General features: G+C 63.9%; 24 protein-coding genes and 1 other RNA gene. 10 read left to right on the top strand and 15 right to left on the bottom strand.

Annotated features, from left to right (window positions below; genetic code table 11):
• Positions 1-20: 20 nt before the first annotated feature.
• Entirely contained in the window at positions 21-941 is a 921-nt protein-coding gene (locus QRN54_RS17900) for a sulfurtransferase (protein ID WP_285182719.1), read from the bottom strand.
• Between the two features lie 128 nt (positions 942-1,069).
• On the opposite strand from QRN54_RS17900, the gene QRN54_RS17895 reads away from it, so the two are divergent.
• Entirely contained in the window at positions 1,070-1,756 is a 687-nt protein-coding gene (locus tag QRN54_RS17895; protein WP_003941581.1) for a GntR family transcriptional regulator, read from the top strand.
• A 48-nt stretch (positions 1,757-1,804) separates the two neighbouring features.
• Here QRN54_RS17895 and QRN54_RS17890 read toward each other — a convergent pair whose 3' ends face one another.
• The 4 genes from QRN54_RS17890 to QRN54_RS17875 all read right to left on the bottom strand — a co-directional run bounded on the left by QRN54_RS17890 (position 1,805) and on the right by QRN54_RS17875 (position 5,573).
• Positions 1,805-2,326, bottom strand: coding sequence for a hypothetical protein (locus tag QRN54_RS17890; RefSeq protein ID WP_054186672.1), 522 nt, complete (start codon positions 2,324-2,326; stop codon positions 1,805-1,807).
• Between the two features lie 18 nt (positions 2,327-2,344).
• Complete coding sequence (locus QRN54_RS17885) at positions 2,345-3,376, bottom strand: cupin domain-containing protein (RefSeq protein WP_285182718.1); 1,032 nt, start codon at positions 3,374-3,376, stop codon at positions 2,345-2,347.
• Positions 3,377-3,435: 59 nt separating this feature from the next.
• Entirely contained in the window at positions 3,436-4,257 is an 822-nt protein-coding gene (locus tag QRN54_RS17880; protein ID WP_003941629.1) for an alpha/beta fold hydrolase, read from the bottom strand.
• 188 nt (positions 4,258-4,445) lie between these two features.
• Positions 4,446-5,573 carry an NDMA-dependent alcohol dehydrogenase gene (locus tag QRN54_RS17875; RefSeq protein WP_003941634.1) on the bottom strand — a complete coding sequence of 376 codons (1,128 nt, stop codon included), beginning with the start codon at positions 5,571-5,573 and terminating at the stop codon, positions 4,446-4,448.
• A gap of 166 nt (positions 5,574-5,739) precedes the next feature.
• Here QRN54_RS17875 and QRN54_RS17870 point away from each other — a divergent pair, with 166 nt between their 5' ends.
• A complete protein-coding gene (locus QRN54_RS17870) occupies positions 5,740-6,600 on the top strand; it encodes a spermidine synthase (RefSeq protein WP_285182717.1) in 861 nt (286 codons plus the stop codon).
• A 9-nt stretch (positions 6,601-6,609) separates the two neighbouring features.
• Here the strand turns inward: QRN54_RS17870 and QRN54_RS17865 are convergent, their stop codons facing one another.
• The 3 genes from QRN54_RS17865 to QRN54_RS17855 form a co-directional block, all read right to left on the bottom strand.
• Positions 6,610-9,624, bottom strand: a complete 3,015-nt coding sequence (locus QRN54_RS17865; protein WP_285182716.1) for a bifunctional [glutamine synthetase] adenylyltransferase/[glutamine synthetase]-adenylyl-L-tyrosine phosphorylase — start codon at positions 9,622-9,624, stop codon at positions 6,610-6,612.
• Positions 9,621-10,961 carry a glutamine synthetase family protein gene (locus QRN54_RS17860; RefSeq protein ID WP_003941637.1) on the bottom strand — a complete coding sequence of 447 codons (1,341 nt, stop codon included), beginning with the start codon at positions 10,959-10,961 and terminating at the stop codon, positions 9,621-9,623. The genes QRN54_RS17865 and QRN54_RS17860 overlap by 4 nt, the downstream gene beginning before the upstream one ends.
• A gap of 107 nt (positions 10,962-11,068) precedes the next feature.
• On the bottom strand, positions 11,069-12,640 hold the full coding sequence (locus QRN54_RS17855) for an alpha/beta hydrolase (protein WP_007735453.1): 1,572 nt from the start codon (positions 12,638-12,640) through the stop codon (positions 11,069-11,071).
• A 207-nt stretch (positions 12,641-12,847) separates the two neighbouring features.
• Here QRN54_RS17855 and panB point away from each other — a divergent pair, with 207 nt between their 5' ends.
• From panB to pip, 3 genes are read left to right on the top strand one after another with little or no spacing between them, the layout of a single operon-like run.
• Positions 12,848-13,717 carry a 3-methyl-2-oxobutanoate hydroxymethyltransferase gene (gene panB / locus QRN54_RS17850; protein ID WP_007735454.1) on the top strand — a complete coding sequence of 290 codons (870 nt, stop codon included), beginning with the start codon at positions 12,848-12,850 and terminating at the stop codon, positions 13,715-13,717.
• A 51-nt stretch (positions 13,718-13,768) separates the two neighbouring features.
• Positions 13,769-14,206, top strand: coding sequence for a hypothetical protein (locus QRN54_RS17845; protein ID WP_172403512.1), 438 nt, complete (start codon positions 13,769-13,771; stop codon positions 14,204-14,206).
• On the top strand, positions 14,206-15,189 hold the full coding sequence (pip, locus tag QRN54_RS17840) for a prolyl aminopeptidase (protein ID WP_269613605.1): 984 nt from the start codon (positions 14,206-14,208) through the stop codon (positions 15,187-15,189). The genes QRN54_RS17845 and pip overlap by 1 nt, the downstream gene beginning before the upstream one ends.
• A gap of 4 nt (positions 15,190-15,193) precedes the next feature.
• On the opposite strand, the gene QRN54_RS17835 is transcribed toward pip, so the two are convergent.
• From QRN54_RS17835 to rnpB, 3 genes are all read right to left on the bottom strand, one after another.
• A complete protein-coding gene (locus QRN54_RS17835; protein WP_007735456.1) occupies positions 15,194-16,603 on the bottom strand; it encodes an RNB domain-containing ribonuclease in 1,410 nt (469 codons plus the stop codon).
• A 108-nt stretch (positions 16,604-16,711) separates the two neighbouring features.
• Entirely contained in the window at positions 16,712-16,897 is a 186-nt protein-coding gene (locus tag QRN54_RS17830; RefSeq protein WP_007735457.1) for a hypothetical protein, read from the bottom strand.
• Positions 16,898-17,217: 320 nt separating this feature from the next.
• Positions 17,218-17,632, bottom strand: an RNA gene (gene rnpB, locus QRN54_RS17825) — RNase P RNA component class A.
• 54 nt (positions 17,633-17,686) lie between these two features.
• Here rnpB and QRN54_RS17820 point away from each other — a divergent pair.
• Both QRN54_RS17820 and QRN54_RS17815 read left to right on the top strand, forming a co-directional pair.
• Entirely contained in the window at positions 17,687-18,214 is a 528-nt protein-coding gene (locus QRN54_RS17820) for a DUF1697 domain-containing protein (protein WP_007735458.1), read from the top strand.
• Between the two features lie 28 nt (positions 18,215-18,242).
• Positions 18,243-19,478 (top strand): SLC13 family permease, encoded by a 1,236-nt coding sequence (locus QRN54_RS17815; protein ID WP_007735459.1) that lies wholly within the window; start codon positions 18,243-18,245, stop codon positions 19,476-19,478.
• A 29-nt stretch (positions 19,479-19,507) separates the two neighbouring features.
• Here QRN54_RS17815 and QRN54_RS17810 read toward each other — a convergent pair whose 3' ends face one another.
• The 4 genes from QRN54_RS17810 to cobC form a co-directional block, all read right to left on the bottom strand.
• A complete protein-coding gene (locus QRN54_RS17810; RefSeq protein ID WP_081558006.1) occupies positions 19,508-20,647 on the bottom strand; it encodes a bifunctional RNase H/acid phosphatase in 1,140 nt (379 codons plus the stop codon).
• Entirely contained in the window at positions 20,644-21,381 is a 738-nt protein-coding gene (locus QRN54_RS17805) for a zinc ribbon domain-containing protein (protein ID WP_019748955.1), read from the bottom strand. Before QRN54_RS17805 ends, QRN54_RS17810 begins: the two co-directional genes overlap by 4 nt.
• 108 nt (positions 21,382-21,489) lie before the next feature.
• The gene (locus tag QRN54_RS17800) at positions 21,490-22,623 is read right to left on the bottom strand and encodes a Nif3-like dinuclear metal center hexameric protein (protein ID WP_217017216.1); all 1,134 of its coding nucleotides are present in this window, start codon (positions 22,621-22,623) and stop codon (positions 21,490-21,492) included.
• The gene (gene cobC, locus QRN54_RS17795) at positions 22,620-23,654 is read right to left on the bottom strand and encodes an Rv2231c family histidinol phosphate aminotransferase CobC (protein WP_285182711.1); all 1,035 of its coding nucleotides are present in this window, start codon (positions 23,652-23,654) and stop codon (positions 22,620-22,622) included. The genes QRN54_RS17800 and cobC overlap by 4 nt, the downstream gene beginning before the upstream one ends.
• Positions 23,655-23,710: 56 nt before the next feature.
• Here cobC and QRN54_RS17790 point away from each other — a divergent pair, with 56 nt between their 5' ends.
• From QRN54_RS17790 to QRN54_RS17780, 3 genes are read left to right on the top strand one after another with little or no spacing between them, the layout of a single operon-like run.
• Entirely contained in the window at positions 23,711-24,406 is a 696-nt protein-coding gene (locus QRN54_RS17790) for an HAD hydrolase-like protein (RefSeq protein WP_042445748.1), read from the top strand.
• Positions 24,393-24,884, top strand: a complete 492-nt coding sequence (locus QRN54_RS17785; RefSeq protein ID WP_007735468.1) for a low molecular weight protein-tyrosine-phosphatase — start codon at positions 24,393-24,395, stop codon at positions 24,882-24,884. Before QRN54_RS17790 ends, QRN54_RS17785 begins: the two co-directional genes overlap by 14 nt.
• A 48-nt stretch (positions 24,885-24,932) precedes the next feature.
• A complete protein-coding gene (locus QRN54_RS17780) occupies positions 24,933-25,871 on the top strand; it encodes an SURF1 family cytochrome oxidase biogenesis protein (protein ID WP_042445745.1) in 939 nt (312 codons plus the stop codon).
• Positions 25,872-25,946 lie beyond the last annotated feature (75 nt).

The raw sequence follows: 25,946 nt of genomic DNA, 5'->3' as shown, positions 1-25,946 counted from the left end.
TAATTGAGGACTGCGGCGATTCAGGACCGCGGACATCGAACATCCGCAAGCGCGCCGCCGGGCTCACCGCCGACAACCATCGGCAAAGTCGGATCTGCAGTCCATTCCTCCAACGAACCGTCATAGACCTTGACGTCCTCATAGCCGCCGCGGATCAGTGCGAGTGCTGTCAGGCACGCCGAAACTCCACCGCCGCAATAGATCACGACAGGTTCAGCGGCGGCTGGTAGAACGTCAGCAGATTTCGACCGAACATCGTCCGCCGGAAGCATCCGGGCATCGGCGTCGAGAAGACCCTTCGCAGACAGATTCACACTTGACGGAATATGTCCGCGTCGCGAATATCGCGTCTTCTCCGTTCCCTCGTACTGCTCAGGCGCCAGCGCGCACACCAGCGTTCCGGCTTCTTCTCCTGAGGACAGTGAGGCAACGCGAGGTAGATCGACCCACAGGCCGAGGTCCGTCACACTCCAACGCTTCGACGCCGACGTGTGGGTGACGTCGTCGCCGCTCGCGAGGGCGAAGCCGCATCGAGTCCATTCGGCGAGGCCACCGTCGAGGACCCTTGCTTCGATGTCGGCGTTGCGAAACACCCACCAGAGCCGTGATGCCCAAGTGGTCGAACCCTGGTCGTAGATCACGATTGTCGCACCCGGTTCGATACCACTGGATTGGAGATCGGAAATCAACTGCTCCGTTGACGGGCGTGTGAAATGCAGCGCCGCTTCCCTTTCGGAAAAGACGTCCATGAGGTCGACGTGTCGGGAACCCGGGATGTGCGAGGAAACCCAGCCGTCGTACCCGGACTCCGGGCGATAGTCGCCGTCGAATCGCGCGGGAGGAAAATGAACCGTCGCGTCGAGCACAGCGACGCCTCCCTCGCGCAGCATCGCGTCGAGTTCAGCAGCACTCACCAGCGGCGACGCGGTCTCTCCAGCCACTTCAGACCCTCTCCCTCGGAAACGAACAAGCACGAACCTAAATGAGTACTAGCGTATACGCAAGTACTCACTCGTCGCCGATGGCATAATCGAACGCGCTCTACTTGCATGCACAGGAATGAGGACACATGGATCTCGACGCCGATACGAGCACCACCGATCTGCTGGTGCCGGAGGCTGCGCTGGGCCGGTCCGATCAGACCTCGCGGCAGTACCTGCGCCTGCGAGCCGACATCCTGGCCGGCAAGTTCCCCCAGGGCTCTCCGCTGCACGAGACTCAATTGTGCGAATCGTACGGCGCATCGCGTACCCCGATCCGCGAGGCACTCAACTGGCTCGCGCACGACGGTCTACTCGAACGAGCCGCCCGCGGTTTTCGTGTCCGTTCCGGCACACCCGAGGACGTCATCGAAATCTACGCAGCGCGGGTTGCCCTCGAATCGGAAGCCGCCGGCGCCGCCGCACTCCGCCACAGCGATCTCGACCTTGCCCGCCTGGACGGATTGCACGAGTTCTGCTGCACTGCAACAGAAGGCACCGAGGTTCGTGCCGGAAACTTCAAGTTTCACGAGGCCCTCTGGCAGGCCGCCCACAATTCCACGATCACCTCATTGCTGATCCGCCTCACCACCCAACTGCGAATCTACGACAGCGGCCCGCCGTCGAACTACGGCGAACCTGACCTGCTCAATTCGGAGCATCAAGAGATCCTGAACGCCATCCGCGCCAGGGACGAATCGTCCGCACGTGGTCACATGCGCAACCATCTCGAGCGCAGCCGCGACCAACGAATAAGGATGTTCGCCAGCCGCTGACTTCAGACAGCCCAGATTTCTGCACGCCGACGCCTGCGCCGCCGTCGCTCAGACGGGGAGCGTGCCGGTCTCGACGTCGTACACGCTCTCGGCCGGGCTCGACATCACTCGATCCGCCATCTCCTGCTTGAGCTCTGTCAGCCGTGACTCGTCTTCGGCCGTCCGGTCGGACTTACGGGACAGAGTGATGAACTCGTCGACGACGAACCCCTCCCGAACAGTCAGCGTGACGCTCGCGCCGCGATAGGTGATCCGAAATACGTACAGCGCGAGCGTGTTTCCACGTTCACGCCTGGCCAAGGAACTGTCAACGGTGTACCGCCCTTCGGTCACCGCGCGCGTGACCAACTCGAACGAATCGCGCACTCCTGGTCCGCCGTGTGCGGTGGTGACGACCAGCTCGCGACGCTCGACGGAGCCTTCCCCGCCGAGCACACCGAGAGCGCGCTCGAGAACCTTGTAGGCATGCGCCACGCCGCCCGGGGCCTGCGGACCGTGATAGCGGAGGGCGTCCTCGTACGTGAAGTCGAGCGTCGTCCCGTGATCGGTCACGGTGAGCGTGGTGGTCATGATGGGCGTCCTTGCCGATCAGTGCTGGCGGTCGATCGGATTGATCCGCGAGACGATGAGCGGATCGATCGGGGTGAAAGGAAAGTGCGGCAGATCCCGTTCCGGAACACCGAACGAGGCCGAGAGAACGCCGCGTGAGAACGCGGAAGCCGTTGCACGGTAGCCTATGTCGCCCGGCGTCGGCTGGTCGAAGAAGATGAGGAAGTTGATGTCCTCGTCACCTAGAACCTCGATGTGATGGGGATAGGCACGCGGAACGAAATACACCTGACCAGGCTCCAGTAGGTAGGTGTCGAGCGAACCGTCCGGATCGAGGACCGTCATCCGCCCGTGACCACGATGCACGTATCCCATTTCGGCAGTGACGGGATGCCAGTGTGGCTCACGCATCCCACTCTCGCGAATAGTCAACGAGTACATCGAAAGATCCTCCAGCGCCGCCCAATACTGCTTTCGCGCCACTTTCGCCTGTCCGTACGGATATGCGAGAGGCGCGATCTGGCCTTCGAGGTCGAAGAGATGCGCGTTGGGAAGGCCGGCGGTGTCGGGAACGACGGCGGCGCCGTCCCGCCGAACTATCTGGGACGCATCGGCTCTACCGAAGACGTCGAAGGCCGATGCGGCGAGGTCGTAGGTGTTGCCGAGCACCGCGTTCGACATTGCGCTTACGCTGCTCTGCAATGAAAAGTGCTGCGGGAGAGAAGTTCGCAAGGCAGCAATGATCTCCGCTTCCTCCTCTCCGACATTCTCGATGTGATAAATCGCGCCGGATTCGACGTGATACATCTGCCCCGTTCGCACCACGAAACTGGCGAACTCGTCGGCATTGCCCAGCAACGAGACGAGCACGGTTCCGCTGGTGACGTAGGCGATCTGGTTCGCGTTGACGTTCCATTGTGGTTCGCGGATCGCGCCGGGGCCGAGAACAATTCGTTTGATCGACAGACCGGACAGGATGGGCAACGAACTCGTGTCGAGCTGCGAGATCGATCCGAGTTCGTTCTCGAAAACGCTGGGACCATCGCGCAACGTGGCAACGTGTGTAGACATGGCAATTTTATCCTTCCCACTCTGGTCCTTTCGACTCCGGTCCTTCCGCCTCGCTGACGTCAGTCCTCGATGAACGCGAGAATGTCCTGGTCCAGTGTCTTCTGATATGAGCCGTAGATGCCGTGAGGTGCGCCCGGATACACCTTCAGCGTGCCCTTCTTCACCAGCTTGATCGCCTTCTCGGCCGCTGCGCCGATCGGCACGATCTGATCGTCGTCGCCCTGAGCGATGAGGAACGGAACGTCGATGGCTTCGAGATCGGAGGTCTGGTCCGTCTCCGAGAATGCCTTGACGCAGTCGTAGGCCGCGGCGAGGTTGACTAACATACCTTGCCGCCAGAAGTCGTCCTTCGCCCCTTGCGAGACGTCGGCACCTTCGCGGTTCGCGCCGTAAAAGCTCTCGCTGAGATCCTTGTAGAACTGCGATCGGTCTCGCAGAACTCCCTCACGGATGCCGTCGAAGACCTCGATCGGTGTGCCTTCGGGGTTGCCGTCCGACTTGACCATGATCGGCGGTACGGCGCCGGCGGTGATCACCTTCGCCACGCGCCCTTTGCCGTGCTGCGCCGCGTACCGGACCACTTCCCCGCCGCCGGTCGAATGGCCAACCAGGACCAGGTCTTTCAGGTCGAGTGTGTCGATCAGCTCAGCCAGGTCCTTGGCATATGTATCCATGTCGTTGCCGGTGTACGTCTTCGACGAGCGACCGTGTCCTCGACGATCGTGCGCGATGGTCCGGTATCCGGCGTCGGCGAACAACTTCATCTCGACCTGCCACGCGTCAGAACTCAGCGGCCACCCGTGGCTGAGGACGATCGGCCGGCCGACGCCGTGCTCGGTGTAGTAGATCTCGGTTCCGTCGGAGGTGGTGATGTAGGGCATGCTCTGCTCTTCTCTGTCGAGTCGTGGACTGAGATCCGGACACGGTGCCCGGTTTCCTCACTCTGCGAGTGCCCACTACGGGGGCAGTCGACTCATCGATCGACAGAAATGTGCGTGGGGGCAGAAGACTCCGGCCCGACACCACGAAGCGTGGTGCCGGGCCGGAGCCTTCAGTCAAAGGGAAACGATCAGTAATCGTCCTCCGTGTAGACGATCATCCCGCGCAGATTCTTTCCTTCGAGCATGTCGGCGTACCCCTCGTTGATCTCCTCGAGCTTGTAAGTCTTGGTCACCAACTCGTCGAGTTTGAGCGCGCCGCTTCGGTAGTGATCGAGCAACTTGGGAATCTGGGACCGTGGCCCTACCCCGCCGAAGATGGCTCCCTGCAAACGCTTCTGCAGAAGGGTCAGCTCGAAGAGGCTGAGCGTCACCTGCGAATCTGCGTAATGCCCCATTCCGACGACCACGACCTGGCCACCCTTGCCCGTCGCGCTGAGCGCGGGCTGAATGATGTCGCCGTGAATCTCGCCCACGGTGATCACGGTGACGTCGGCCATCTTGCCCCAGGTGATCTCGCCGATCACCGGTAGCGCTTCCTCGAGGGAGGCAAAAGTGTGTGTGGCGCCGAATTCCTTTGCCTTGTCGCGCTTGAACTCGACGGGATCGATCGCGATCACAAATCGTGCTCCGGCGGACGCCGCACCCTGCACCGAGTTGATTCCGACGCCGCCGACGCCGACGACCACCACCGTGTCGCCGACCTTGGCTCCACCGATCGCGGTGGCCGATCCCCAACCGGTGGCAACACCGCAGCCGAGCAAGGCCGCCTTGTCGAGCGGGATGTCCTTCTCGATTTTGATCACCGACGCCTCGTTGACGGTCACGTACGGCGAGAATGTTCCGAGCAGACACATCTGGATGACCGGCTCGTCGTCGAGGGTGACGCGGTACGTCTTGTCGGAGATCGCCTGCCCGGTCAACAGGCCGGCGCCCTCGTCGCAGATGTTCTGCAGACCCTTCGCACAGGACGGACAACGTCCGCACGCCGGGATGAAGGCGAGAACCACGTGGTCGCCTTCTTCGACGCTCGCGACACCTGGTCCGACCTTCGTCACCACTCCGGCGCCTTCGTGCCCGCCCAGGGCCGGGTAGAAGGGCAGCGGGCTGGCGCCCGTACGCAAATGTTCGTCCGAATGGCACAGTCCCGATGCGGCGAGTCGGACCTGCACCTCACCCGAGACCGGGTCGCCCAGCTCGACCTCTTCGATCTCCCACGCCTGACCTGGCGCCTTGACTACCGCTGCCTTGACCTTCACCTGCACTCCTCGAAATTCTTCGTGATGCACGGACGACGAAAGAACGCGCCGGCATTTGTGTCGCCGATCACACTCCATGTACGAGTGTGCCTGAAGTAGCCCGAGAATACCGTCGGTCCGTGTGCCTTTTTGGTGGTGGGCACTACCAAAAAGGCGCACGGCTAACATGGACACAGTGGCCAAGGGAACTCGCAAGACCAGAACTCGCAGCAGTGCTCCCGAGCGAGGCGAGTCCGGTCCCGTCGCCGGCACTTTTCCGATCGATACCGGGACGTGCGAACTAGTCCGCGATCAGTACTCCGATGACAGTTGGATCATCCAGATCAACGGAGTGCCCAGTTCCCACGTGAACGTCGCGGATCCCACGGTGCTCGATTTCGAGTACATGCGGTGGATCGCGCATCTGGTCGATTCCGAACGTGACAAGGCCGAGCGCCTGCGGGTGCTTCATCTCGGCGGTGGCGCCTGCTCCATGGCCAGATACTTCGCCGCCACCTACCCTGACGCGCGTCAAGTGGTGGTCGAAATCGACGGTGCTCTGGCGGAACTTGTACGCGATTGGTTCGACCTCCCGCGCGCGCCTCTTCTGCGCATCCGCGTCGGAGAAGCCCGCGCCGTCACCGAAACTCTCACCGAGTCCACCCGGGACATCGTGATTCGAGATGTCTTCGCCGGCAGCACAACTCCGACACCACTGACGACGGCGCAATTCACCACCCACGTACGACGCGTGCTCGCACCGGGCGGCATCTACATCGTCAACTGCGGCGACACCCCGGATCTCCAGGGCGCGCGCAGCGAGGCCGCAACCATCGGCGCACAGTTCGAACACATGGCGATCATCGCCGATCCCGCGATGCTCAAGGGCCGCCGCTACGGCAACATGATCATCGCGGGCAGCGACGTACCGATCGGCGGGCAACCCGCGCTCGCGCGCGAGCTACTCGGCGGCGGAGTTCCCGCCCACGTGTGGCAGGACGCCGAAGTCCGCAAGTTCGCCGCGAATGCGCCGGTTCGCCAAGACTGAGCAAAAACGCTACTCCCCGCCGAAGACCCTCTCCACCACTGCTTTTGCCCGACGCGTGATGCGCAGGTAATTGTCGAGGAATTCCCCTGCGTCGTCGCCGTATCCAGCGACCTGCGCCACCGCCGCGAGAACACGGCCCGGGCCGGGAAGCTGATCGGTCGGCTTGCCTCGCACCAGAACGAGGCAGTTGCGTGCCTTCGTCGCGGTGATCCAGGCGTCACGCAGCAGTTCGACGTCACCTTCGCTGAGCAGTTCCGCGGCGCCGATGGCGTCGAGAGTCTCGAGGGTCGACGTGTTGTGCAGCGACTCGATCTTGTCGGCGTGGCGCAGCTGCAGCAATTGCACAGTCCACTCGATGTCGGCCAAGCCACCGCGACCCAGTTTGGTGTGCGTCGCCGGATCGGCTCCGCGAGGAAGCCTTTCGGAATCGACTCGCGCCTTGATGCGCCGGATCTCGCGCACCGCCGCGTCACTGACGCCGCCTTCGGGGTAGCGCGTCTTGTCGATCATGTGCAGGAACCGCAGTCCCAGTTCAGGATCACCGGCAACCGGGTGCGCACGAAGCAGCGCTTGAATCTCCCACGCCTGAGCCCACTTCGCGTAGTACGCGTCGTACGACTCGAGCGTGCGAACCATCGGCCCGTTGCGGCCTTCCGGACGCAATCCGGTGTCGACTTCGAGCGGAGGATCCGTGCTCGGTGCCCCGAGAAGCTTGCGCACCTTGTCGGCAATGCTGTTGGCCCACTTGACCGCAACGGTCTCGTCGACGCCCTCGCGGGGTTCGCACACGAACAGCACGTCCGCATCGGATCCATAGCCGAGTTCGCCGCCGCCGAGTCGGCCCATGCCGATGACGGAGAAACTGGCCGGCGCCTCGGTCCCGAGTTCGGTGACGCTGGCCTTGATCACCGCGGAGAGCGATGCATTGAGCACCGCGGCCCACACCGAGGACAGCGCCTTGCAGACTGCAGGAACATCGAGCATGCCGAGGATGTCGGCCGAAGCGATGCGCGCAAGTTCGTGTCGCCGCAGCGAGCGGGCCGCGGCAACAGCACGATTGGGATCACTGTGTCGGCCGGAGGCGGTGAGTATTCCGCGAGCGACGTCCTCGGGCTTCGGCTCGACCAGGCGCGGTCCACTCGGCGAATCCGCGAACAAGCGAATCACGTCGGGAGCCTTGATGAGCAGGTCGGGTAGGTACGCCGACGAGCCCAGCACGGTCATCAGACGCTCGGCCACCGCAGCCTCGTCGCGGAGCAGGCGCAGGAACCACGTCTGGTCGACGAGCGCGTCCGAGAGCCTGCGGTAGGCGAGCAGACCGGCATCGGGATCCGGTGTGTCCGCGAGTGATTCGAGCAGAGTCGGCAACAGGAGCGCTTGAATGCGACCCTTGCGTGAAGCGCCACTCGTCAGTGCAGTCAGATGCCCGAGAGCATGCTCGGGTGCCGTGTAACCGAGAGCGGCCAACTGGCGAACCGCGGCTTCTGGCCCCAGGACCAGTGCTTCCTTGTCCATCCGCGCCACCGATTCGAGAAGCGGGCGGTAGAACAACTTGGCGTGCAGGCGGCGAATCCGATGCGAATTCCGCTTGATCTCGGCGCGCAGGACTCCCAGGGAATCCAGACGACCGTCGGGTCGCATGTGCGCGGCGCGGGCCAGCCAACGCAGCGCTTCCTCGTCGTCCGGCGGCGGCAGGGTGTGTGTGCGCTTGAGCTTCTGTAACTGCAGACGGTGCTCGAGCAGACGCAGGAATTCGTACGACGCAGTCAGGTTGGCGGCGTCGTCGCGGCCGACGTATCCACCCGCCGCCAATGCAGTCAGTGCATCGACGGTGCTCTGGACATGCAACGAACTGTCAGCGCGCCCGTGCACCAATTGCAGGAGTTGGACGGCGAATTCGACGTCGCGCAAACTTCCGCGGCCGAGTTTGAGTTCGCGCTCACGCAGTTCGGGGGGAACCATTTCCTCGACGCGTCGACGCATGGCTTGAACTTCGGGGACGAAGTCCTCGCGCTCGGAGGCGATCCACACCATCGGGCTCATCGCCTCGGAGTACTGGCGACCGAGCTCCATGTCGCCCGTCATCGGACGAGCCTTGAGCAGCGCCTGGAACTCCCAGGTCTTGGCCCAACGCTTGTAGTACGTGATGTGGGATTCGAGCGAGCGAACCAGTTCTCCGCGCTTACCTTCGGGACGCAGCGCAGCATCGACCTCGAAGAATGCGGAGGTTCCGATACGCATCATCTCACCGGCAACGCGGCTTGCCGTCGCGTCGGCCGGTTCGGCGACGAACACGACGTCGACGTCGGAGACGTAGTTCAGTTCGCGCGCACCACATTTGCCCATGGCGATGACTGCGAGCCGGATCGGACAACTGCCCTCAGGGCACACCGTTGCGATGGCTACCGCGAGTGCAGCGGTCAGCGCAGCGTCGGCCAGGTCGGAAAGCTGATGCCCCACAGTCTGATACGGCACCACCGGTTCGTTCTCGACGGTCGCCGCAAGATCAGCCGCGGCCAGAAGCATCAGCTGATCCTTGTAGCTCTTACGCAGAGCAACAACAGCTTCCGGTCCGGTCACGGTGGCGCGGTAGGTCAGTGAGCCTTCGGTGGCACCCTCGTCGAGCGTGGCACCCACGGCCTCGAGCAAGGCCGCAGTCGCCTCGTCTTTGGTCGGCAGAGCTGTGCCGTCGAGAAGTTTCCAGCCGATCGGATCCGCGGCCAGGTGATCGCCGAATGCCGACGATGCACCCACCAGCGCGAACAAACGGCCGCGCAGGCTCTTGTCCTTGCGCACTGCCTGATCGAGTTCACGCCACCCGTCGCCGAGCCCGTCCTTGATCCGCACAAGAGTGCGCAGAGCTAGATCGGCGTTCGCGGCACGCGAAAGCGACCACAAGAGTTCGATGCTCTCGGCGTCGACCCAACCGAGCTGACGCAACTCGTCGGCGGCGGTGGGCTCGACCAGCCCGAGACGACCCGGTCCTGGAACTGCTGATCTCGCAGCGGGCGGTTTCACCGTCACAGACCGAGGTAGGTCTTGAGCTCGAACGGCGTCACGTGGCTGCGGTATTCCTCCCACTCACGACGCTTGTTGCGCAGGAAGAAATCGAAGACGTGCTCGCCGAGTGCTTCGGCCACGAGCTCCGACTTCTCCATCTCGCGCAGAGCGCTGTCCAAGTTGCTCGGCAGTTCCTTGTAACCCATGGCGCGGCGCTCGGCGGAGGTCAACGACCACACGTCGTCTTCTGCCTCGGGCGGCAAGGTGTAGCCCTTCTCGATGCCGCGAAGACCGGCAGCAAGCAGGACCGCGAAAGTCAGGTACGGGTTGCAAGCCGAGTCTGGGCTACGGATCTCGACGCGGCGCGAGGACGCCTTGTTGGGCGTGTACATCGGGACGCGAATGAGAGCCGATCGGTTGGACGGGCCCCACGACGCAGCAGTGGGTGCCTCTCCCCCGTGGACGAGTCGCTTGTACGAGTTGACCCACTGGTTCGTGACCGCACTGATCTCGTTGGCGTGCTCGAGGATGCCGGCGATGAACGCCTTGCCGGTCTCGGAGAGCTGCATCGGATCGTCCGGATTGTGGAAGGCGTTGGTGTCGCCCTCGAACAGGCTCATGTGGGTGTGCATCGCGGAGCCGGCCTGATCGCTGAACGGCTTGGGCATGAAGCTCGCCCGGACGCCTTCACCGATCGCGACCTCCTTGACGACGTACCGGAACGTCATCACGTTGTCGGCCATCGAGAGTGCGTCGGCGTAGCGCAGATCGATCTCCTGCTGACCCGGCGCGGCCTCGTGGTGGCTGAACTCGACCGAGATGCCCATCGACTCGAGTGCGTCGATGGCGTGGCGGCGGAAATTCGGAGCCGAATCGTGCACGGCCTGGTCGAAGTATCCGCCCGAGTCGGCCGGGATCGGTGGAGTGCCGTCGATCGGGCCGTTCTCCAGAAGGAAGAACTCGATTTCCGGGTGGACGTAGCAGCTGAAGCCCAAGTCGCTGGCCTTGCTCAGCTGGCGACGCAGTACGTGGCGCGGATCGGCCCACGACGGCGAACCATCGGGCATCGTGATGTCGCAGAACATGCGAGCGGAATGCTGCGCACCGTCCTTGTGCGCCCACGGCAGGATCTGGAATGTCGAGGCGTCGGGCCGAGCGACGGTGTCGGCTTCGGAGACTCGAGAGAATCCCTCGATGGCGGAACCGTCGAATCCGATTCCCTCCTCGAAGGCGCCTTCGAGTTCGGCGGGGGCGATCGCCACCGATTTGAGGTACCCGAGAACATCGGTGAACCACAAGCGGACAAACCGAATGTCGCGCTCTTCCAGGGTACGAAGCACGAATTCTTTTTGGCGATCCATGCACGCGAGACTAAGCAAGCCACGTTAAATCTGTGTTACATCAGTGGTCCCGGTTAACAGAGTGATTGGTCACCATCGAATAGGCGCAGCGTACGGCGTCGCGCCGGTTAACATGTCAGACCCTCTTCCGGAGCCTTCAAGTAAACGAAGTAGTCGACGACGGCATCGTCGACGCAGGAGTTTCCGTCCAGAACCACCGTGTGTTGGGTTCCGTCGAACGTGATCAGAGCAGCGCCCAACTGCTTCGCGAGATCCACTCCGGCCTGATACGGGGTCGCCGGATCCTGCGTCGTGGACACGACGACCAGCTGCGGCAGACCGGCGTCAGCGAGCGCCTGGGGGTCGAGCGCGTGAGGGCTGCCGGTAGCCGGAACGGGCCAGAACGCGCACAGGTCGAGCGGCGCTTGACCCGTCCCGCGGCCGTCGTCGAGGAACGGCGCCGCCTCGCGGTACCGAGTGTCGGATTCGCCGGCCTCGGCGCGGTCGGTGGTTGCCGGATCGTCCACGCAGCGAATGGCGTTGAACGCGTCGTTGATGTTGGAGTAGCTGCCGTCATCCTCACGGCCTTCGTACATGTCGGCGAGATTGAGCAGCGAGTCGCCGCGTCCGTCGGCCAGACTCGACAGACCCCCACGCAGCGGCGTCCACAACTGTGGCGAGTACAGAGCTTGCTGGACGCCGGTGATCGCGTCGGAATAACTCAGCCCTCGCGGATCGGTGGTCTGTGCCGGCTTCTCGATCAACGGATCGACGAGTGCCTGAAAGCGTGCCTGCGCCTGCGCCGGATCATCACCCAGCGGGCAATCCGTTCGCGAGACACAGTCGGCGACAAAGGCGTCGAACGCGCCTTGGAAGCCCTGCCCCTGCAAGACCACTTCGTCGACCGGATCCTGCTCGGGGTCGAGCGCGCCGTCGAGGACCATCGCTCGGACGTTCTGCGGAAAGGTTTCCGCGTACGTGGATCCGAGCCGGGTCCCGTACGAGAACCCGAGGTAGTTCATCTTCGGATCGCCGAGAACGCCCCGAATGACGTCCATATCTCGCACCACCTCGTAGGTACCGACATGAGCGAGGAACTCCGTACCGGTCCGCTCAGCGCACTTGGCGGCGTAGTCCTTGCTGTCCGCCTCGGCGAGAGCGATGCCCTCCGGCGTCATGTCGACGTTGACCTCCGCACGCTCCGCGTCGGTCTCCTCCGGCGTCAAACACCGAACCTGCGGGGTCGACGCCCCGATCCCCCGCGGATCGAAGCCGATCATGTCGAAACGTTCCTGCAATTCGGTGCCCGAACCCGAGGTCGCCATCGACAGCCCGGACCCACCCGGCCCGCCGGGGTTCAGCAACAGTGAGCCGATGCGGTCGCCGGTTGCCTTCGAACGCGAGATCACCACCTTCGCGGTGTCGCCGTTCGGATTCGCGTAGTCGACGGGAACGCTCACCTCGGCGCAGTCGATCCCACGCCCCAGCGGCGCAGTTCCTTCTTCGACAAATTGGTCGCACGAACCCCAGTCGAGCGTCTGCTCGTAGAATTTCTCGAGGCCGGACGGCACCGCGGACGCGGCAGAACCAGCAGGTTCCACTGATTCGGGCGTGCCTTCCGAACTGGTGCAACCGACAACCAACACGAGCACTGCTGCGCTTCCGGCGAGGGCACCGGAGAGGCGAACGAACTTCGACATGCCATCGATGGTGCCAGGAAACCGCGATAGCCAGCGGTTCGCCTCGTCTCGGCACCTACCTGATACGCGCGCGGTGATGTGACCCATTGCACCCCGTCAACTATTCGTGTCGGCGATGTCCGGTGGCAGACTGAACACGTCATCACCCACACCCGGGGACCCGAAGGCGATCAACGCTCAGGGCCTCGAGGCCAGAAAGGGACAACGATGTCCGAAACACCTCTCTACGGTTCTGTACCCAGTGCAGTTTCTGTACCCACTGCAAGCTCTACCGATGCACCGAAGCGTAAGACGCGCATTCACCACCTCGCCGAGATGAAGCAGAACGGCGAACGCTGGTCGATGCTCACCGCTTACGACTACTCCACGGCACGCATCTTCGAAGACGCAGGCATCCCGGTGCTGCTCGTCGGCGACTCTGCCGCCAACGTCGTCTACGGCTACGACACCACCGTGCCGATCACCGTCGACGAACTGCTCCCGCTCGTGCGTGGCGTGGTTCGCGGCGCCCCGCACGCACTCGTCGTCGCCGACCTCCCCTTCGGCACGTACGAGGGTTCCGCCGAGCAGGCCCTGGCGACTGCGACGCGGTTCATGAAGGAAGGCCTCGCGCACGCCGTCAAGCTCGAGGGCGGCGAGCGGATGAGTAAGCAGATCGCGGCTATCACCTCGGCCGGCATCCCCGTCATGGCTCACGTCGGATTCACCCCGCAGAGCGTGAACTCGCTCGGCGGTTTCCGCGTCCAGGGTCGCGGCGACGCGGCCGAGCAGCTTGTGGCGGACGCCATTGCAGTCCAGGAAGCCGGGGCGTTCTCCGTCGTCATGGAAATGGTTCCGGCCGAGATCGCGGGCCAGGTCAGCCGCAAACTCACCATCCCCACCGTCGGCATCGGGGCCGGTTCCGAATGCGACGCTCAGGTACTCGTATGGCAGGACATGGCGGGTTACACGAGTGGTAAGACAGCCAAGTTCGTCAAGCGTTTCGGTAACGTCGGTGACGAACTGCGTTCCGCAGCCGCAGCCTATGCATCAGAAGTTCGCACTGGCGCTTTCCCGGCCGCAGAACACAGTTTCTGATCCGAGACCGGCGAACGCCGCCTGTCTCTCAACCAGCCAGGGGTGCGTTCAATGATCGGTAACCGTCGAAGTTCTACTGCCGCAGCTGTAGTCGGCGCGGCAGCTCTCGTCACGGTGCTGAGCGGATGCGCGGGAGGGTCCACCAACTCTCCCGCGCCCAGCAGCACTACGCCCGCGAGTTCCACCACGACGGCGCCGGCAACAACCGCGTCCGGTTCGACGTTCACCGACGCTCAAATCCAGCAGTTGTGCTCGGATATGGAAGGGCAGCTGCAGAACTGGCGGACCGTCACCCCGACGCTCGGCAAGGGCGGACTGAACACGATCGTCATCACGTGGGCGACGCAGAACGGCATCAACCTGCTCGATCTCGCTCAGAACCGCGAAAGCATCGACGCGGCAACCTCAGCCGCGTGCCCCGACGTCCGGAGCGGCGCGATTTCCGCACTCGAGATCCCCGATCTCGCCTCCGGCCTGGTGGGCTTCTGATGACCGACACTTCCGCGCAGCCGTCGGCTCTCCGGAGTCTGTATCCCCCGATCGAGCCTTTCGTCACCGGCTTCCTCGATGTCGGTGACGGCCAGAGCATGTACTGGGAAGTCAGCGGAAATCCGGACGGCAAGCCGGTGGTGTTCCTGCACGGTGGCCCCGGCGGTGGTGCGCAACCGGCGGTACGCCAGTTCTTCGATCCGGCCGCATACCGCATCGTTCTACTCGACCAGCGCGGCTGCGGGCGGTCCACCCCTCACGTTGCCGACGGCGCCGACCTGTCGGTGAACACGACGGACAAGCTGCTGGCCGACATCGAAGCCCTGCGTGAACATCTTTCGATCGACAAGTGGATGGTCTTCGGCGGGTCCTGGGGTTCCACGCTGTCCATCGCCTACGCCGAAACATTTCCTACGCGCGTCACTGAGCTGGTCCTGCGCGGGATCTTCCTCCTGCGTCGTAGCGAGATCGACTGGTACTACAACGGCGGCGCGGGAAACATCTTCCCGGAGCGCTGGGACAAATTCCTCGAACCGGTACCCGAGGCGCAGCGCGGCGAAGACCTCGTCGCGGTCTATCACCAACTGCTCCATTCCGAAGACCCCGCCGTCGCAGCCCGGGCAGCCATCGCCTGGTCGGCCTGGGAAGGATCGACGAGCTACCTGTACCCACAGGCGGACAAGATCGAACAGAACTCCGAGACCAGGTTCGCCTTGGCCTTCGCTCGTATCGAGAACCACTACTTCGTCAACGGCGGATTCTTCGACGAGGGTCAACTCCTACGCGAAAGCTCCGCACTGCACGGCATTCCGGGGACGATCGTCCAGGGCCGCTACGACGTCGTCTGCCCCGCCACCAGCGCGTGGGCGCTGCACAAGGCGTGGCCCGAATCCAAGCTCGTGATCGTCGACGACGCCGGACACTCCGCCATGGAGCCCGGCATCGCACATCACTTGGTGGAAGCCACCGATTCGTACCGGTAGCTCGCTACGCCGGGAACGTGAACTCCACCGTCCGTTTGACGGTGTCGACGGCGGTGAGTCGCACCTTTGCGCGCTCACCGTCGTCGGGCGTTCCGACGCATTTCGCAATCACGGCGACCGACGGGACAAACACTTCCGCCGAGCGCTTTCCGTCCTTGGCGCGCATCACCACTGCGTCGAAGACCTCGCCGACCCGGCCGTCGAGCAGCGTGGACTCGGTCAGATCGATGCACGCACGGTCGACCTTGTTCGCCAGCGAGTCGGACCCACTCATGATGTCGGGCAGCTCGGGAAGGGCAGTGCGCGCCCATTCCGGTACCGGCGTACCAGCTGTGATCGCCAGACACACCTCGGTGCTGAAGCGGTCGGACAGCCGGCGCAGCGGAGCAGTCACGTGAGCGTAGGGCGCTCCGATCCCCGCATGCACCGTCAACTCCGGTAGTCGGCCGTCGAAGGCCGCGTAGTCTGCCCCGCGCAGCAACGACGGCGCAACCGACATCAGCGCCATAGTCGACGGCTCGTTGGAATCGAGTCCGGCAAGAATCTGCCCGACGCTTTGCCCCTCCGGCCACGTGATACCCAGCGCCACTGCAGTTCTCCGCAAGGTCCGAACCGCGGACTCCTCGGCCGGCGGCAGCGTGCGAAGCAACCCGATACCTGCGTCGATCATCATGCGGCCGGCACACATCCCGGTCAGCAGCGACACTTCTGCGTTCCAGTCGTCCGCTTCGGTGCGTGGCTCCAGTTCGATCCGCCAGCGAGCCGAGGACTCGTCCTCCGGCTGATCCCGAACCACTGACTGCTCGGGCAGTTTCAGCTCGATGGCACCCCTGGCAACCGCCGAGACACTGCGCAATCGTCCGAACTCCGGTAGTGCGGCGATGGACGGATGCAAGGTTCCCGCGTCGGCATCGCGCTGCACGGTCGAATAGTCCAGACGTGCCACCGATTTCACCAGAGCGCGTCTCACCTGCCACGACGTCGGCTCGGCCTGCGCGTCGAGTTCGATCCGCCACAGCGCGGCGGGACGAACCACGTCCGGCAGCAGACTCGCCGATCCCTCCGACAACGCTCGGGGATGCAGCGGGACGGAACCGTCCGGGAGATAGAAGGTTTGGCCCCGCTTGCGGGTTTCGATGTCGAGAGCGCCACCCGGCGTCACCACCGCCGCGACGTCGGCGATCGCGTAGTGCACGACGTACCCGGTCGAGATCTTCTCGATGTGCACTGCCTGGTCGAGGTCCATCGATCCGGGAGGGTCGATGGTCACGAAGGCGATACCCGTTTCGTCGACACGCCCGGCGCCGAAACGATCCACGGCATTCTCGGCCTCGGCCTGCGCCGCAGCCGAGAATGCTCCTGGCAAGTCGAACTCCGCCCGAACCACTCCGAAGTCGATTCCCTGCACCATCATTCGACTTGCGGGCACGCATCCTCCATGATCGGTTCGGGCCGGTGTAGCAGCAGTACCGGTCCCAGTTGTTCGAGTCCCGGCTGTTCCAAGGCTCAGTTATTCCAAGGCTCAGTTGTTCCAGTCTTCGTCTGCCCGATCGGCGGCTTTGTTGCGTTCGGCAGCGATCTTCAATGCATGCTCGGCAGAGTCCCGATCAGGGTACGGCCCCATCCTCGTCAGCGAGGACGCACCCTTTCCCTGCGTGACGGAACCGTCGGACACGTCGAAGTACCAGAGTCGATCTTCATCAGTCATATCCACAGTGTGACATCAGAGTGAGATAGAAGCTTGTAGATCGCTGTGAGACTGATATTCTTTCTACTTGGCCTGGCAGGTGAGAACCGGACATTCGAACGGTGAGTTCTGCTTGAATGCCCAACACAAGCTACGAACAGAAAATGGAGTGCGCATGTCCGCAATTCTTTACGATTACCTCCTCCCGCTCATGGGCCATGACGCGGCAACGTACTGGGCTACGCTGCTGGTCATCAAGCCTGTCTGACAGCTTTCGACCATAGAGAAGACCCCCACCGATCCGGTGGGGGTCTTCTTTGTGCTCTCTTGCAGATCGCGGGCGGACGAGTCGGCGTGTAAGCCGGATCCTGTCCTGCGGCACCGAAGTGCCGAGTGGCGACCATCCATCTGGGCACACCGTCGCCGGGTGCCTCGAGCGGTTCACCCGCAGGCTCGGGCGAGCAGCCCTCGAACACCTGCGCAGCCGCACCGCGAGCGATGCGACCTTCAACCTTGCTCCGGGCGGGGTTTACCTAGCCACCCCGGTCACCCGAGGTGCTGGTGCGCTCTTACCGCACCGTTTCACCCTTACCTGCCTCGAAAGGCAGGCGGTCTGTTTTCTGTGGCACTGTCCCGCGAGTTGCCTCGGGTTGCCGTTAACAACCGCCCTGCTCTGTGGAGTCCGGACTTTCCTCGGCCCCAGGCCTGTGCGCGATACGCGCTGGTTCCAGAAGCCGCGGCCGCCCGGCCAACTCGTCCGCCCCCGTATGCTACCGGGCGCCTGTCGGTGGCCGGCACTATGGTCACCGTATGACTCGGTACGTGGCCCTGCTACGCGGTATCAACGTGGGCGGCATCAACATCAAGATGGCGGACCTGGCGAGAGTCTTCGGTGACCTCGGATTCCAAGGGGTGAAAACCGTGTTGGCCTCAGGCAACGTTCTGTTCGACAGTCCGAGCACCGACATCCCGACGCTGAAGAAACAGATCGAATCCGCCCTTGCCCGCGAGTTCGGCTACGAGGCTTGGGTGTTCGTCCTCGACCTTCCGACACTGCAGGCGATCGTGGACAACTACCCGTTCGAGCGCGAACGCGAGGGTTGGCATGCTTATGCGATGGTTGCCTCCGAGCCGGAAATCCTGGAGGAATTGAGCACTGCAGCAGCGCAACTCGATGCCTCGGTCGAGCGTGTGGCGGCAGGCGACGGAGTCCTGTACTGGGAGGTCGAGAAGGGGCAGACCGTCAAGAGCGCGTTCGGCAGGAACACCGGAAAACCGAAGTTCAAGGCGTTCACCACAACCCGAAACCTGAACACGCTCTACAAACTGCTCAAATGACGCTCGCCCCGACACGGAGCACCATCGCGTGACTCTTCTACCGATCCTGCTCGTCGCCCTCGTCCTCGTCTTCGCGATAGTGCGTCCACGCGGGCTTCCCGAGATCGTCATCGCCGGGCCGGCAGCTGTCGTCGTTCTCCTGACCGGCGTCGTAACTCTCGACGAAGCCCGCGACGAACTGGCGAGCATGGCACCCACCGTCGTCTTCCTGGTTGCCGTGCTGGTTCTCGCTCATGCCGCCGATGCTCTCGGCGTCTTTCGCTGGGTCAGCCAGATCCTGCAGCAAAAATCCCTCGCCGATCCACACCGGTTGCTGATCTATGTGTTCGGCGCCGCCGCCCTGACCACGGCGGTCCTGAGCCTCGACGCCACCGTCGTGCTGTTGACACCCGCGGTGATCGCGGCCGCACGATCCATCGGAGCAAGTCCCCGGCCGCATTCCTATGCCAGTGCGCACCTGTCGAATTCGGCGTCGACCCTGCTGCCGGTGTCCAACCTGACCAACCTCATCGCGTTTGCCGCAACAGGTTTGACGTTCTTGCACTTCACCGCATTGATGGCCTTGCCGTGGGTCGTGACGATCGCTGTCGAGTACCTGATTTTTCGACTGTTCTTCCGTTCGGAACTCGCGCGGGGCGACAGCGCCGAACCGCCGGTGGCAGCCAGATCTGCGCCTGCGCCGATTCTGCCGCTGACGGTGATCGGAATGACGCTGCTCGGTTTCGCGGTTTCGGGTTTCTTCGGGATCGAGCCCGCCTGGATCGCGGTGGTGGGTGCGAGTGTCCTGGGAGCGATCGCTCTGGCTCGGCACCGTACGACCGCCGCCAAGATGCTCTACGCTGCCGACCTCTGGTTCTGCGCGTTCGTCCTGGTTCTCGGAATCATCGTCGCCGGAGTCGCGAACGGGCCGGTGGGCGAATGGATTGCGCAGATCCTGCCAGGCGACACCAGCTACGGCTCACTGCTCTTTGTCGCCGCGGTAGCGGCGGTTGCGTCCAATCTCGTCAACAACCTGCCGGCAACCTTGCTGATGATCGCAGCGCTCGGAACGGCGGCACCTCCAGCTCTGGTGCTTGCGATGTTGATCGGCGTCAACCTCGGCCCCAACCTCACCTACGTGGGCTCACTGGCAACGATGCTCTGGCGACGAGTCGCCACCAGCGCGGGCGCACCGCCCACGCTGGCGACATTCACTCTGCTCGGGGTCATCACGACGCCACTGACGCTGCTCGCCGCCGTGAGCGCCCTGTGGTTGGTGATCTGATCAGAGGCTGATCAGCCGTCGGGGCTCTTTCAGCGAAGGTGTGACGTGTCGTTGACCAACCGGACCGAGGCTCCCCCGTCGGGATAGAACTCGGTGATACTCAGCGACGCCAGATCCAGATGCAACCGGTACAGCAACGACGGCCCGGCATCGAGGGCCAGCTGCACCAAAGTCTTGATCGGGGTGACGTGAGAGACGACCAACAGCGTCGCGCCGCCGTAGGTCGAGATCAGGTCGTCACGCGCGGCGACGACTCGTTCGCGTACCTCGTCGAAACTCTCGCCGCCCGGTGGACGCACCGAAGTGTCCGAGAGCCATTCGCGATGCAGGTCCGGGTCACGCTCGGCTGCCTCGCGGAACGTGAGTCCGTCCCAGTCGCCGAAATCGGTTTCGATCAAACCCTTGTGCTCGACGACGGGTAAGCCGAGCACGCGGGCCGATGCCTCTGCCGTCTCACGGGTTCTGCCGAGGGGTGAGCAGACGATGGCGTCGATACCGCCTCGGTTCCCGAAGCGTCCGGCTGCGCCGGCAGCCTGCGCGCGGCCCAGTTCCGTGAGCTCCGGATTCCCACGTCCGGAGTACCGGCGATCGACCGACATCGCTGTCTGTCCGTGACGTAGCAACAACATTCGTGTCGGCTTGCCGGTGGTGGCGATCCATCCCGGAGAGCCGGCGATCTGCGGCTCCGACGTCTCTTCGGACGGCGCGGCAGGTGCAGCAGGTGCGGGGGCCGAAGGTGCGACTGGGCCGGTTTCGATGCCGGCAGCCGCGTCCATCGCCTCGTTGGCAAGGCGATCGGCATGAGAGTTCTCGCCGCGAGGAATCCACGTGTAGGTCACTCGCGAGAACTGCGTCGCCAGCTCGGCAGCGCGCCGCTGCAGCGGAATCATGTCCGGGTGCTTGACCTTCCAGCGCCCGGACATCTGCTCGACGACCAACTTGGAATCCATGCGGACGTCGACCGTCGACGCGCCGAGTTCACCGGCAGCGGTCAACCCGGCGATCAGTCCGCGGTACTCGGCGACGTTGTTGGTCGCGATACCGATGCTTTCCTTGCGTTCGGCCAACACCGAGCGCGAGGCGTCGAAGACCACGGCGCCGTAGCCGGCCGGGCCGGGGTTGCCGCGCGATCCACCGTCGGCCTCGACGATGACCTGCGTGGGATTCACAGACCGGACTCCTTGGTACGCACCATGATTGCATTGCACTCTGGGCAACGAACTACGACGTCGGCCGGCGTCGCGGCGATTCGCGAGATCTCGCCGCGGTCGATCTCGATCCGGCAAGCGCCGCATCGGCGTGCCTGCAGAAGCGCCGCGCCCGGTCCGCCCAGGGTGCGCTGCTTCTCGTAGACAGCAAGGAAATCGGCGGGGAATTCACCGACGAGTCGTTCACGATCGGCGGCGCAACGCTCCTGCGCCTTGTCCAGATCAGCGACGGCATCGTCGCGGCGACGCTTGGCGTCGATCAGCTCTTCTTCGGCCTGGGACAGCTGGGCACCGGCGTGATCGTGATCGGCCTGCAACGCCTCACGCTGCTCCATCACTTCGAGCAACTCGTCTTCGAGGAGCCCCTGACGCCGGACCAGGCTGCCGAGTTCGTGTTCGAGTTCGGTGAGCTGCTTCGCCCCGACCGACCCGCTCTGCAGGAGTGTGCGGTCACGATCCTCGCGCTGACGAACCGCGTCGACCTCGCCTTCGAGCTTGCGAATGTCGCGATCGATGTCGTCGATCTGGATTTCGACGGCTACGGACGCGTCTTTACGGCTGATTCGCTCGGCCTCGAGACGTTCGACTTCCTGCTGCTCGGGAAGCGCTCCGCGTCGGTGGGTGATCCGAGTGAGCTCAGCATCCACCCCGGCGAGGTCGAGAAGCTTGGATTGCACCTGTGGTTCGACGTTCACGCTGTATAACTCCTGCTGTAAGTCCGATGTCGGCAGTGCTCGCGAAGGACGGCTCTCGAAGAACTGCTCTTGAATTGTTCGTGCAACCGTACCTTGCAGAGCGCTGCACTAATGCGCACTCAAACACCACGGATCGGTGCGAATTGTCGAAACCCGGCTTTCCCACTCCGGATTGTGGGCAAACGCGGCGTCGAGCACCGATTTCGCCTGTGCGCACCACGGGTATTCACTCGCCCAGTGCGCGACGTCGACCAAAGCCGGGCCACCGGCGCGTAGATGCTCGTCCGCGGGATGATGCCGCAGGTCCGCAGTGACGTAGACGTCGGCACCCAGTGCCGCCACCACGTCGAGATACGAGTCGCCGGAACCGCCGCACACCGCCACGGTACGAACGGTCGTGTCTGGATCTCCGGCCGCGCGAACACCCCACTCGGTCGAGGGCAGTGAGCGCGCCACTCGCGCGGTGAATTCCCGCAAGGTTTCGGGGTGGTCGAGCTCACCCAACCGCCCCAGTCCGAGTGAACTGGGGAACGCTGCGAGTTCGAAGACATCGAAGGCCGGTTCCTCGTACGGATGGGAGGCACGCAATGCGCCCAGCACTGCGCTTCGCTTTCCGCGAGGGGCAATCACTTCCACACGATTCTCGCGAACCTGCTCCACAGCGCCGACGGTCCCGATCGTCGGATTCGCTCCGTCGGCGGGCAGGAACTGACCCGTGCCGGTGACGGTCCAACTGCACTGGCGGTAGTCACCGATCCGCCCAGCCCCGGCCTCGAAAAGTGCATCCTGCACGGCCGATGCATTCTCCACCGGAACCATGACGACCCACTTGTCGAGCGGCTGCGTCGGCTTGGGTTCGATCGGGCGAAGCACGGTCAGGCCCAGAGCCTGCGCCAACGCGTCGGACACTCCGGGGTCGGCCGAGTCCGCATTGGTGTGCGCCGAGAACAGTGCGCACCCCGCCTTGATGAGCTTGTGAACCAACGCACCTTTGGGTGTGTGAGCACCGACGGTGTCCACCCCACGCAGCAGAAGTGGATGGTGAACGACCAGAAGGTCGGCACCGGAGGTGATGGCGTCGTCGACCACTGCCTCGGTCGGATCCACCGCGAAAACCACTCTCGTCACAGCGTCGGCCGGATCGCCGCAGACCAGGCCGACCGAGTCCCACGATTCCGCCAGGGCCGGCGGATAAGCGGATTCCAGCACGGCTATGACGTCCGCAAGGGTTGGGCCACTCACAAGATCTCCTTCATCGCTTCGATCAGTACCGCAACCTGCTCGGCTGGACGGACGGCCACGCGCAGCCGATCCGGGCCGAGTCCGGGAAAGGTGTCGCACCTGCGGACGGCGATTCCGCGGGCACGCAGGTGCTCTCGCATCGTGGCGCCGTCACGGACGTCGATGAGCACGAACGGCCCCGCAGCGGGTTCGTGCACGGCAATCCCGATCTCGGTCAGTCGCCGCGACATGTCTCGGCGGTCCACGGCAATCGCGTCGGCTTTGATCCTCGACTGCTCGACGGCGAACGGTTCGCAGCACGCCGTGATGGCCTCGATCTGCAGACTGCCCAATGGCCAGTGGGCTCGGCCGTGACTGAGTCGAGCCAGAAGATCGGGAGAGCCGATCGCGTATCCACACCGCAATCCGGCGAGCGCCCACGTCTTGGTCAGGCTCCGAAGGACCAGTACATCCGCCGACTCGACACCGGCGATGCTCTCCGTTTCGCCGGGGACCGCGTCGCCGAAGGCCTCGTCCACCACCAGGATCCGGCCCGGCTGACGCAATGCCAACACATCGGCCTTGGGGTGAAGCACGGACGTCGGGTTGGTCGGATTGCCCAGAACGACAAGGTCCGCGGATTCGGGTACCTGCGCGGTCCGAAGCTCGAAAGGCGGCTCCAGAATCACTTGAGTCACCGGCACACCGGCCTCTCGCAGTGCCAGTTCCGGCTCGGTGAACGACGGATGGATCAGCGCTGCCGAACGAGCGCCCAGGCGCGGCAGCATCGCGAATCCCTCGGCACCGCCCGAGAGCAACAACACCTCTTCGGGCCGGCGCCCGTGCCGCTGCGCGACCGTTTCGCGAGCCTTCAGTTCCGCTGCGGCCGACGGGTACGAACCAAGCGTCGCCAGCCCTGCGGCCAGCCGATCCCGCAACCAATTCGGCGGGCCGGAGCCTTGAACGTTGACGGCAAAATCGAGTAACCCGGGCTCCGCTTCGACATCGCCGTGATGTCGCAAGCTCTCCAGGTCAACCGTTCCGGTACTCACCCGGTCAGCCTACGGTCGAGCACCGTGCGCGGACATCACCCCTGCCGTCCGGGACAATGAGTGCCGTGACGACACCACCCCTCGACCGTTTTCCCGTAGTTCTGTTCGATCTGGACGGCACCATCACCGATTCCGCTCCCGGCATTCACGGCGGCTTCCGACATGCGTTGGCAACTGTCGGCCATCCGGAGCCGACGGAAGCGATGTTGGCATCGGTGATCGGCCCGCCGATGGTCGACACCTTCAGGTCACTCGGTATGGCCCCGGCGGACGTGGATCGGGCGATCGCCGCGTACATCGAGCGTTACGACGCGACCGGGTGGCAGGAGAACTCGGTGTACGAAGGCATGGACGTCGTCCTGGGTAAGGCTCGCGCGAGCGGCACCCGACTGGCCGTCGCCACCTCCAAGTCGGAGCGATTCGCCATTCGAATCCTCGAGCATTTCGGCCTGGCCGAGCACTTCGAGTTCATCGGCGGCGCGAGTGACGACGGAACTCGTCGGGCTAAACCCGATGTGATCGCGCATTCGCTGACCTCACTCGGGATCACTCCCGTCCTCGCATCCGACGGCGGAACCCCCGACGTTCTCATGATCGGCGACCGTGATCACGACGTGCTCGGCGCCGCGAAGTACGGCATCCCCACCGTCGTCGTCGAATGGGGCTACGGTTCCGCCGAGGAAGCGCGGCAAGCGTTTCGCTCCGTATCGTCGGCATCCGAACTGGGAGGACTTCTCGATGGCCGCCACTGAACCACTCCACGTGACTGAACCACTTCATGTGACGTTTGTGTGCACCGGCAATATCTGCCGGTCACCGATGGCCGAAAAGATCTTGCTCGCGCATCTGGACCGTGAAGGCCTCGCCGACCGAGTCCGTGTCAGCAGTGCAGGTACCGAGGGGTTTCACACCGGTAGCGAGGCCGACGAGCGGACCAACGTCGTGCTCCGAGCGGCCGGATATCCGACGGGCCACAGTGCCGCGCAGGTCAATGCAGATCATCTCGCCGCCGATCTTGTCGTCGCCCTCGACACCGGGCACGAACGTGAGCTTGCTCATCTCGGCGTGCCCACCGAGCGTCGGCGCCTACTGCGATCGTTCGACCCCGAGGCGGACGGAGAATCGGTTCCGGACCCGTACTACGGGGATCAGGAGGACTTCGAACTGGTGCGAGACCAGATCGAAGCAGCCATTCCCGACATACTCGACTGGATCCGCGAGCGAGCCTGAACCCGGAGCAAAATTCACTCCCATTCGGGCAACGGATACCGTGGACGTGTGCGAAGACTGAAATTCCTGTTGCGGCCCGGTTGGTTGGTACTGGCAGCTGTGGTCGGGCTCTTCGCCTACCTGTGCTTCACCGTGCTCGCCCCATGGCAACTCGGCAAGAACACAAAGACCGAGCACCGCAATGATCTGATCTCGAACTCGATCAACGCGGAGACCGTGCCGATCGGTGACGTCATCGCCGATTCGACGATCGCACCGGACGACGAATGGCGAAACATCACCGCGGCAGGCACCTATCTGCCCGACGCCGACATCCTCGTTCGACTGCAGTCCATCGAGGGCGCACCGTCGTACGAGATCCTGACGCCTTTCCTTCTCGACGACGGCCGCACGATCCTCGTCAATCGCGGATACGTTCGGCCGATCAACGGCGCCGAGGCACCGCCCATCGCCGCGCCGCCGACCGATCCGGTCACTCTCAACGGTCGCGTGCGTCTGTCGGAAGGCACCGCGCCCGGCCGAGTTCCGATGTTCGAGGACGGCGCGAAACAGGTCTACTCGATCGACGCACAACCTATCGGCGAGTTCATCGGAACGGACCTGATCGACGCGTACATCCAACTCGAACCCGACCAGCCCGGCGGCCTGGGGACGATCCCTCTCCCCCAACTCGATGCAGGCCCCTATCTCTCGTACGGGTTCCAGTGGCTGGCGTTCGGCATCATGGCGCCGCTCGGACTGGCCTACTTCATTCGCGCGGAGTGGCGCGAACGTCGCAAGGAGAAGGCAGCTCAAGCAGCTGTCGACGGCTTCGCAGCGGACGACGCCGCTACCGAGACGACCCCGGAAGCGCCGGTATCCGCGCCTGCCGCACCCCCCGCCGAACCGACTCGTACCTTCAGCCGTCGCAAGAAGCCGGAGCCGGAATCAGTGCCGCTGACGGCGCAGGAAGCCAAACTTGCCGATCGATACGGCAATACCCGCTGAAATACCCGCTGACACCACAACTGCACTGATCTGCACCGCCGACGAAAGCCTCGCCGCGCGGCGCAGATCGTTCGG

The organism is Rhodococcus sp. MEB032 (genome assembly GCF_030208925.1).
Taxonomy (GTDB): Bacteria; Actinomycetota; Actinomycetes; order Mycobacteriales; family Mycobacteriaceae; genus Rhodococcus_F; species Rhodococcus_F qingshengii.
This window is presented reverse-complemented; position numbering and strand designations above follow the sequence as displayed.

Bases quoted from the DNA above. Each gene is read 5' to 3' on its own strand.
- QRN54_RS17895 (WP_003941581.1), top strand. From the start codon at position 1,070: ATGGATCTCGACGCCGATACGAGCACCACCGATCTGCTGGTGCCGGAG.
- QRN54_RS17890 (WP_054186672.1), bottom strand. From the start codon at position 2,326: ATGACCACCACGCTCACCGTGACCGATCACGGGACGACGCTCGACTTC.
- QRN54_RS17885 (WP_285182718.1), bottom strand. From the start codon at position 3,376: ATGTCTACACACGTTGCCACGTTGCGCGATGGTCCCAGCGTTTTCGAG.
- QRN54_RS17880 (WP_003941629.1), bottom strand. From the start codon at position 4,257: ATGCCCTACATCACCACCTCCGACGGAACCGAGATCTACTACACCGAG.
- QRN54_RS17870 (WP_285182717.1), top strand. From the start codon at position 5,740: ATGGACACAGTGGCCAAGGGAACTCGCAAGACCAGAACTCGCAGCAGT.
- QRN54_RS17860 (WP_003941637.1), bottom strand. From the start codon at position 10,961: ATGGATCGCCAAAAAGAATTCGTGCTTCGTACCCTGGAAGAGCGCGAC.
- QRN54_RS17855 (WP_007735453.1), bottom strand. From the start codon at position 12,640: ATGTCGAAGTTCGTTCGCCTCTCCGGTGCCCTCGCCGGAAGCGCAGCA.
- panB (WP_007735454.1), top strand. From the start codon at position 12,848: ATGTCCGAAACACCTCTCTACGGTTCTGTACCCAGTGCAGTTTCTGTA.
- QRN54_RS17845 (WP_172403512.1), top strand. From the start codon at position 13,769: ATGATCGGTAACCGTCGAAGTTCTACTGCCGCAGCTGTAGTCGGCGCG.
- pip (WP_269613605.1), top strand. From the start codon at position 14,206: ATGACCGACACTTCCGCGCAGCCGTCGGCTCTCCGGAGTCTGTATCCC.
- QRN54_RS17835 (WP_007735456.1), bottom strand. From the start codon at position 16,603: ATGATGGTGCAGGGAATCGACTTCGGAGTGGTTCGGGCGGAGTTCGAC.
- QRN54_RS17830 (WP_007735457.1), bottom strand. From the start codon at position 16,897: ATGACTGATGAAGATCGACTCTGGTACTTCGACGTGTCCGACGGTTCC.
- QRN54_RS17820 (WP_007735458.1), top strand. From the start codon at position 17,687: ATGACTCGGTACGTGGCCCTGCTACGCGGTATCAACGTGGGCGGCATC.
- QRN54_RS17790 (WP_042445748.1), top strand. From the start codon at position 23,711: ATGAGTGCCGTGACGACACCACCCCTCGACCGTTTTCCCGTAGTTCTG.
- QRN54_RS17785 (WP_007735468.1), top strand. From the start codon at position 24,393: ATGGCCGCCACTGAACCACTCCACGTGACTGAACCACTTCATGTGACG.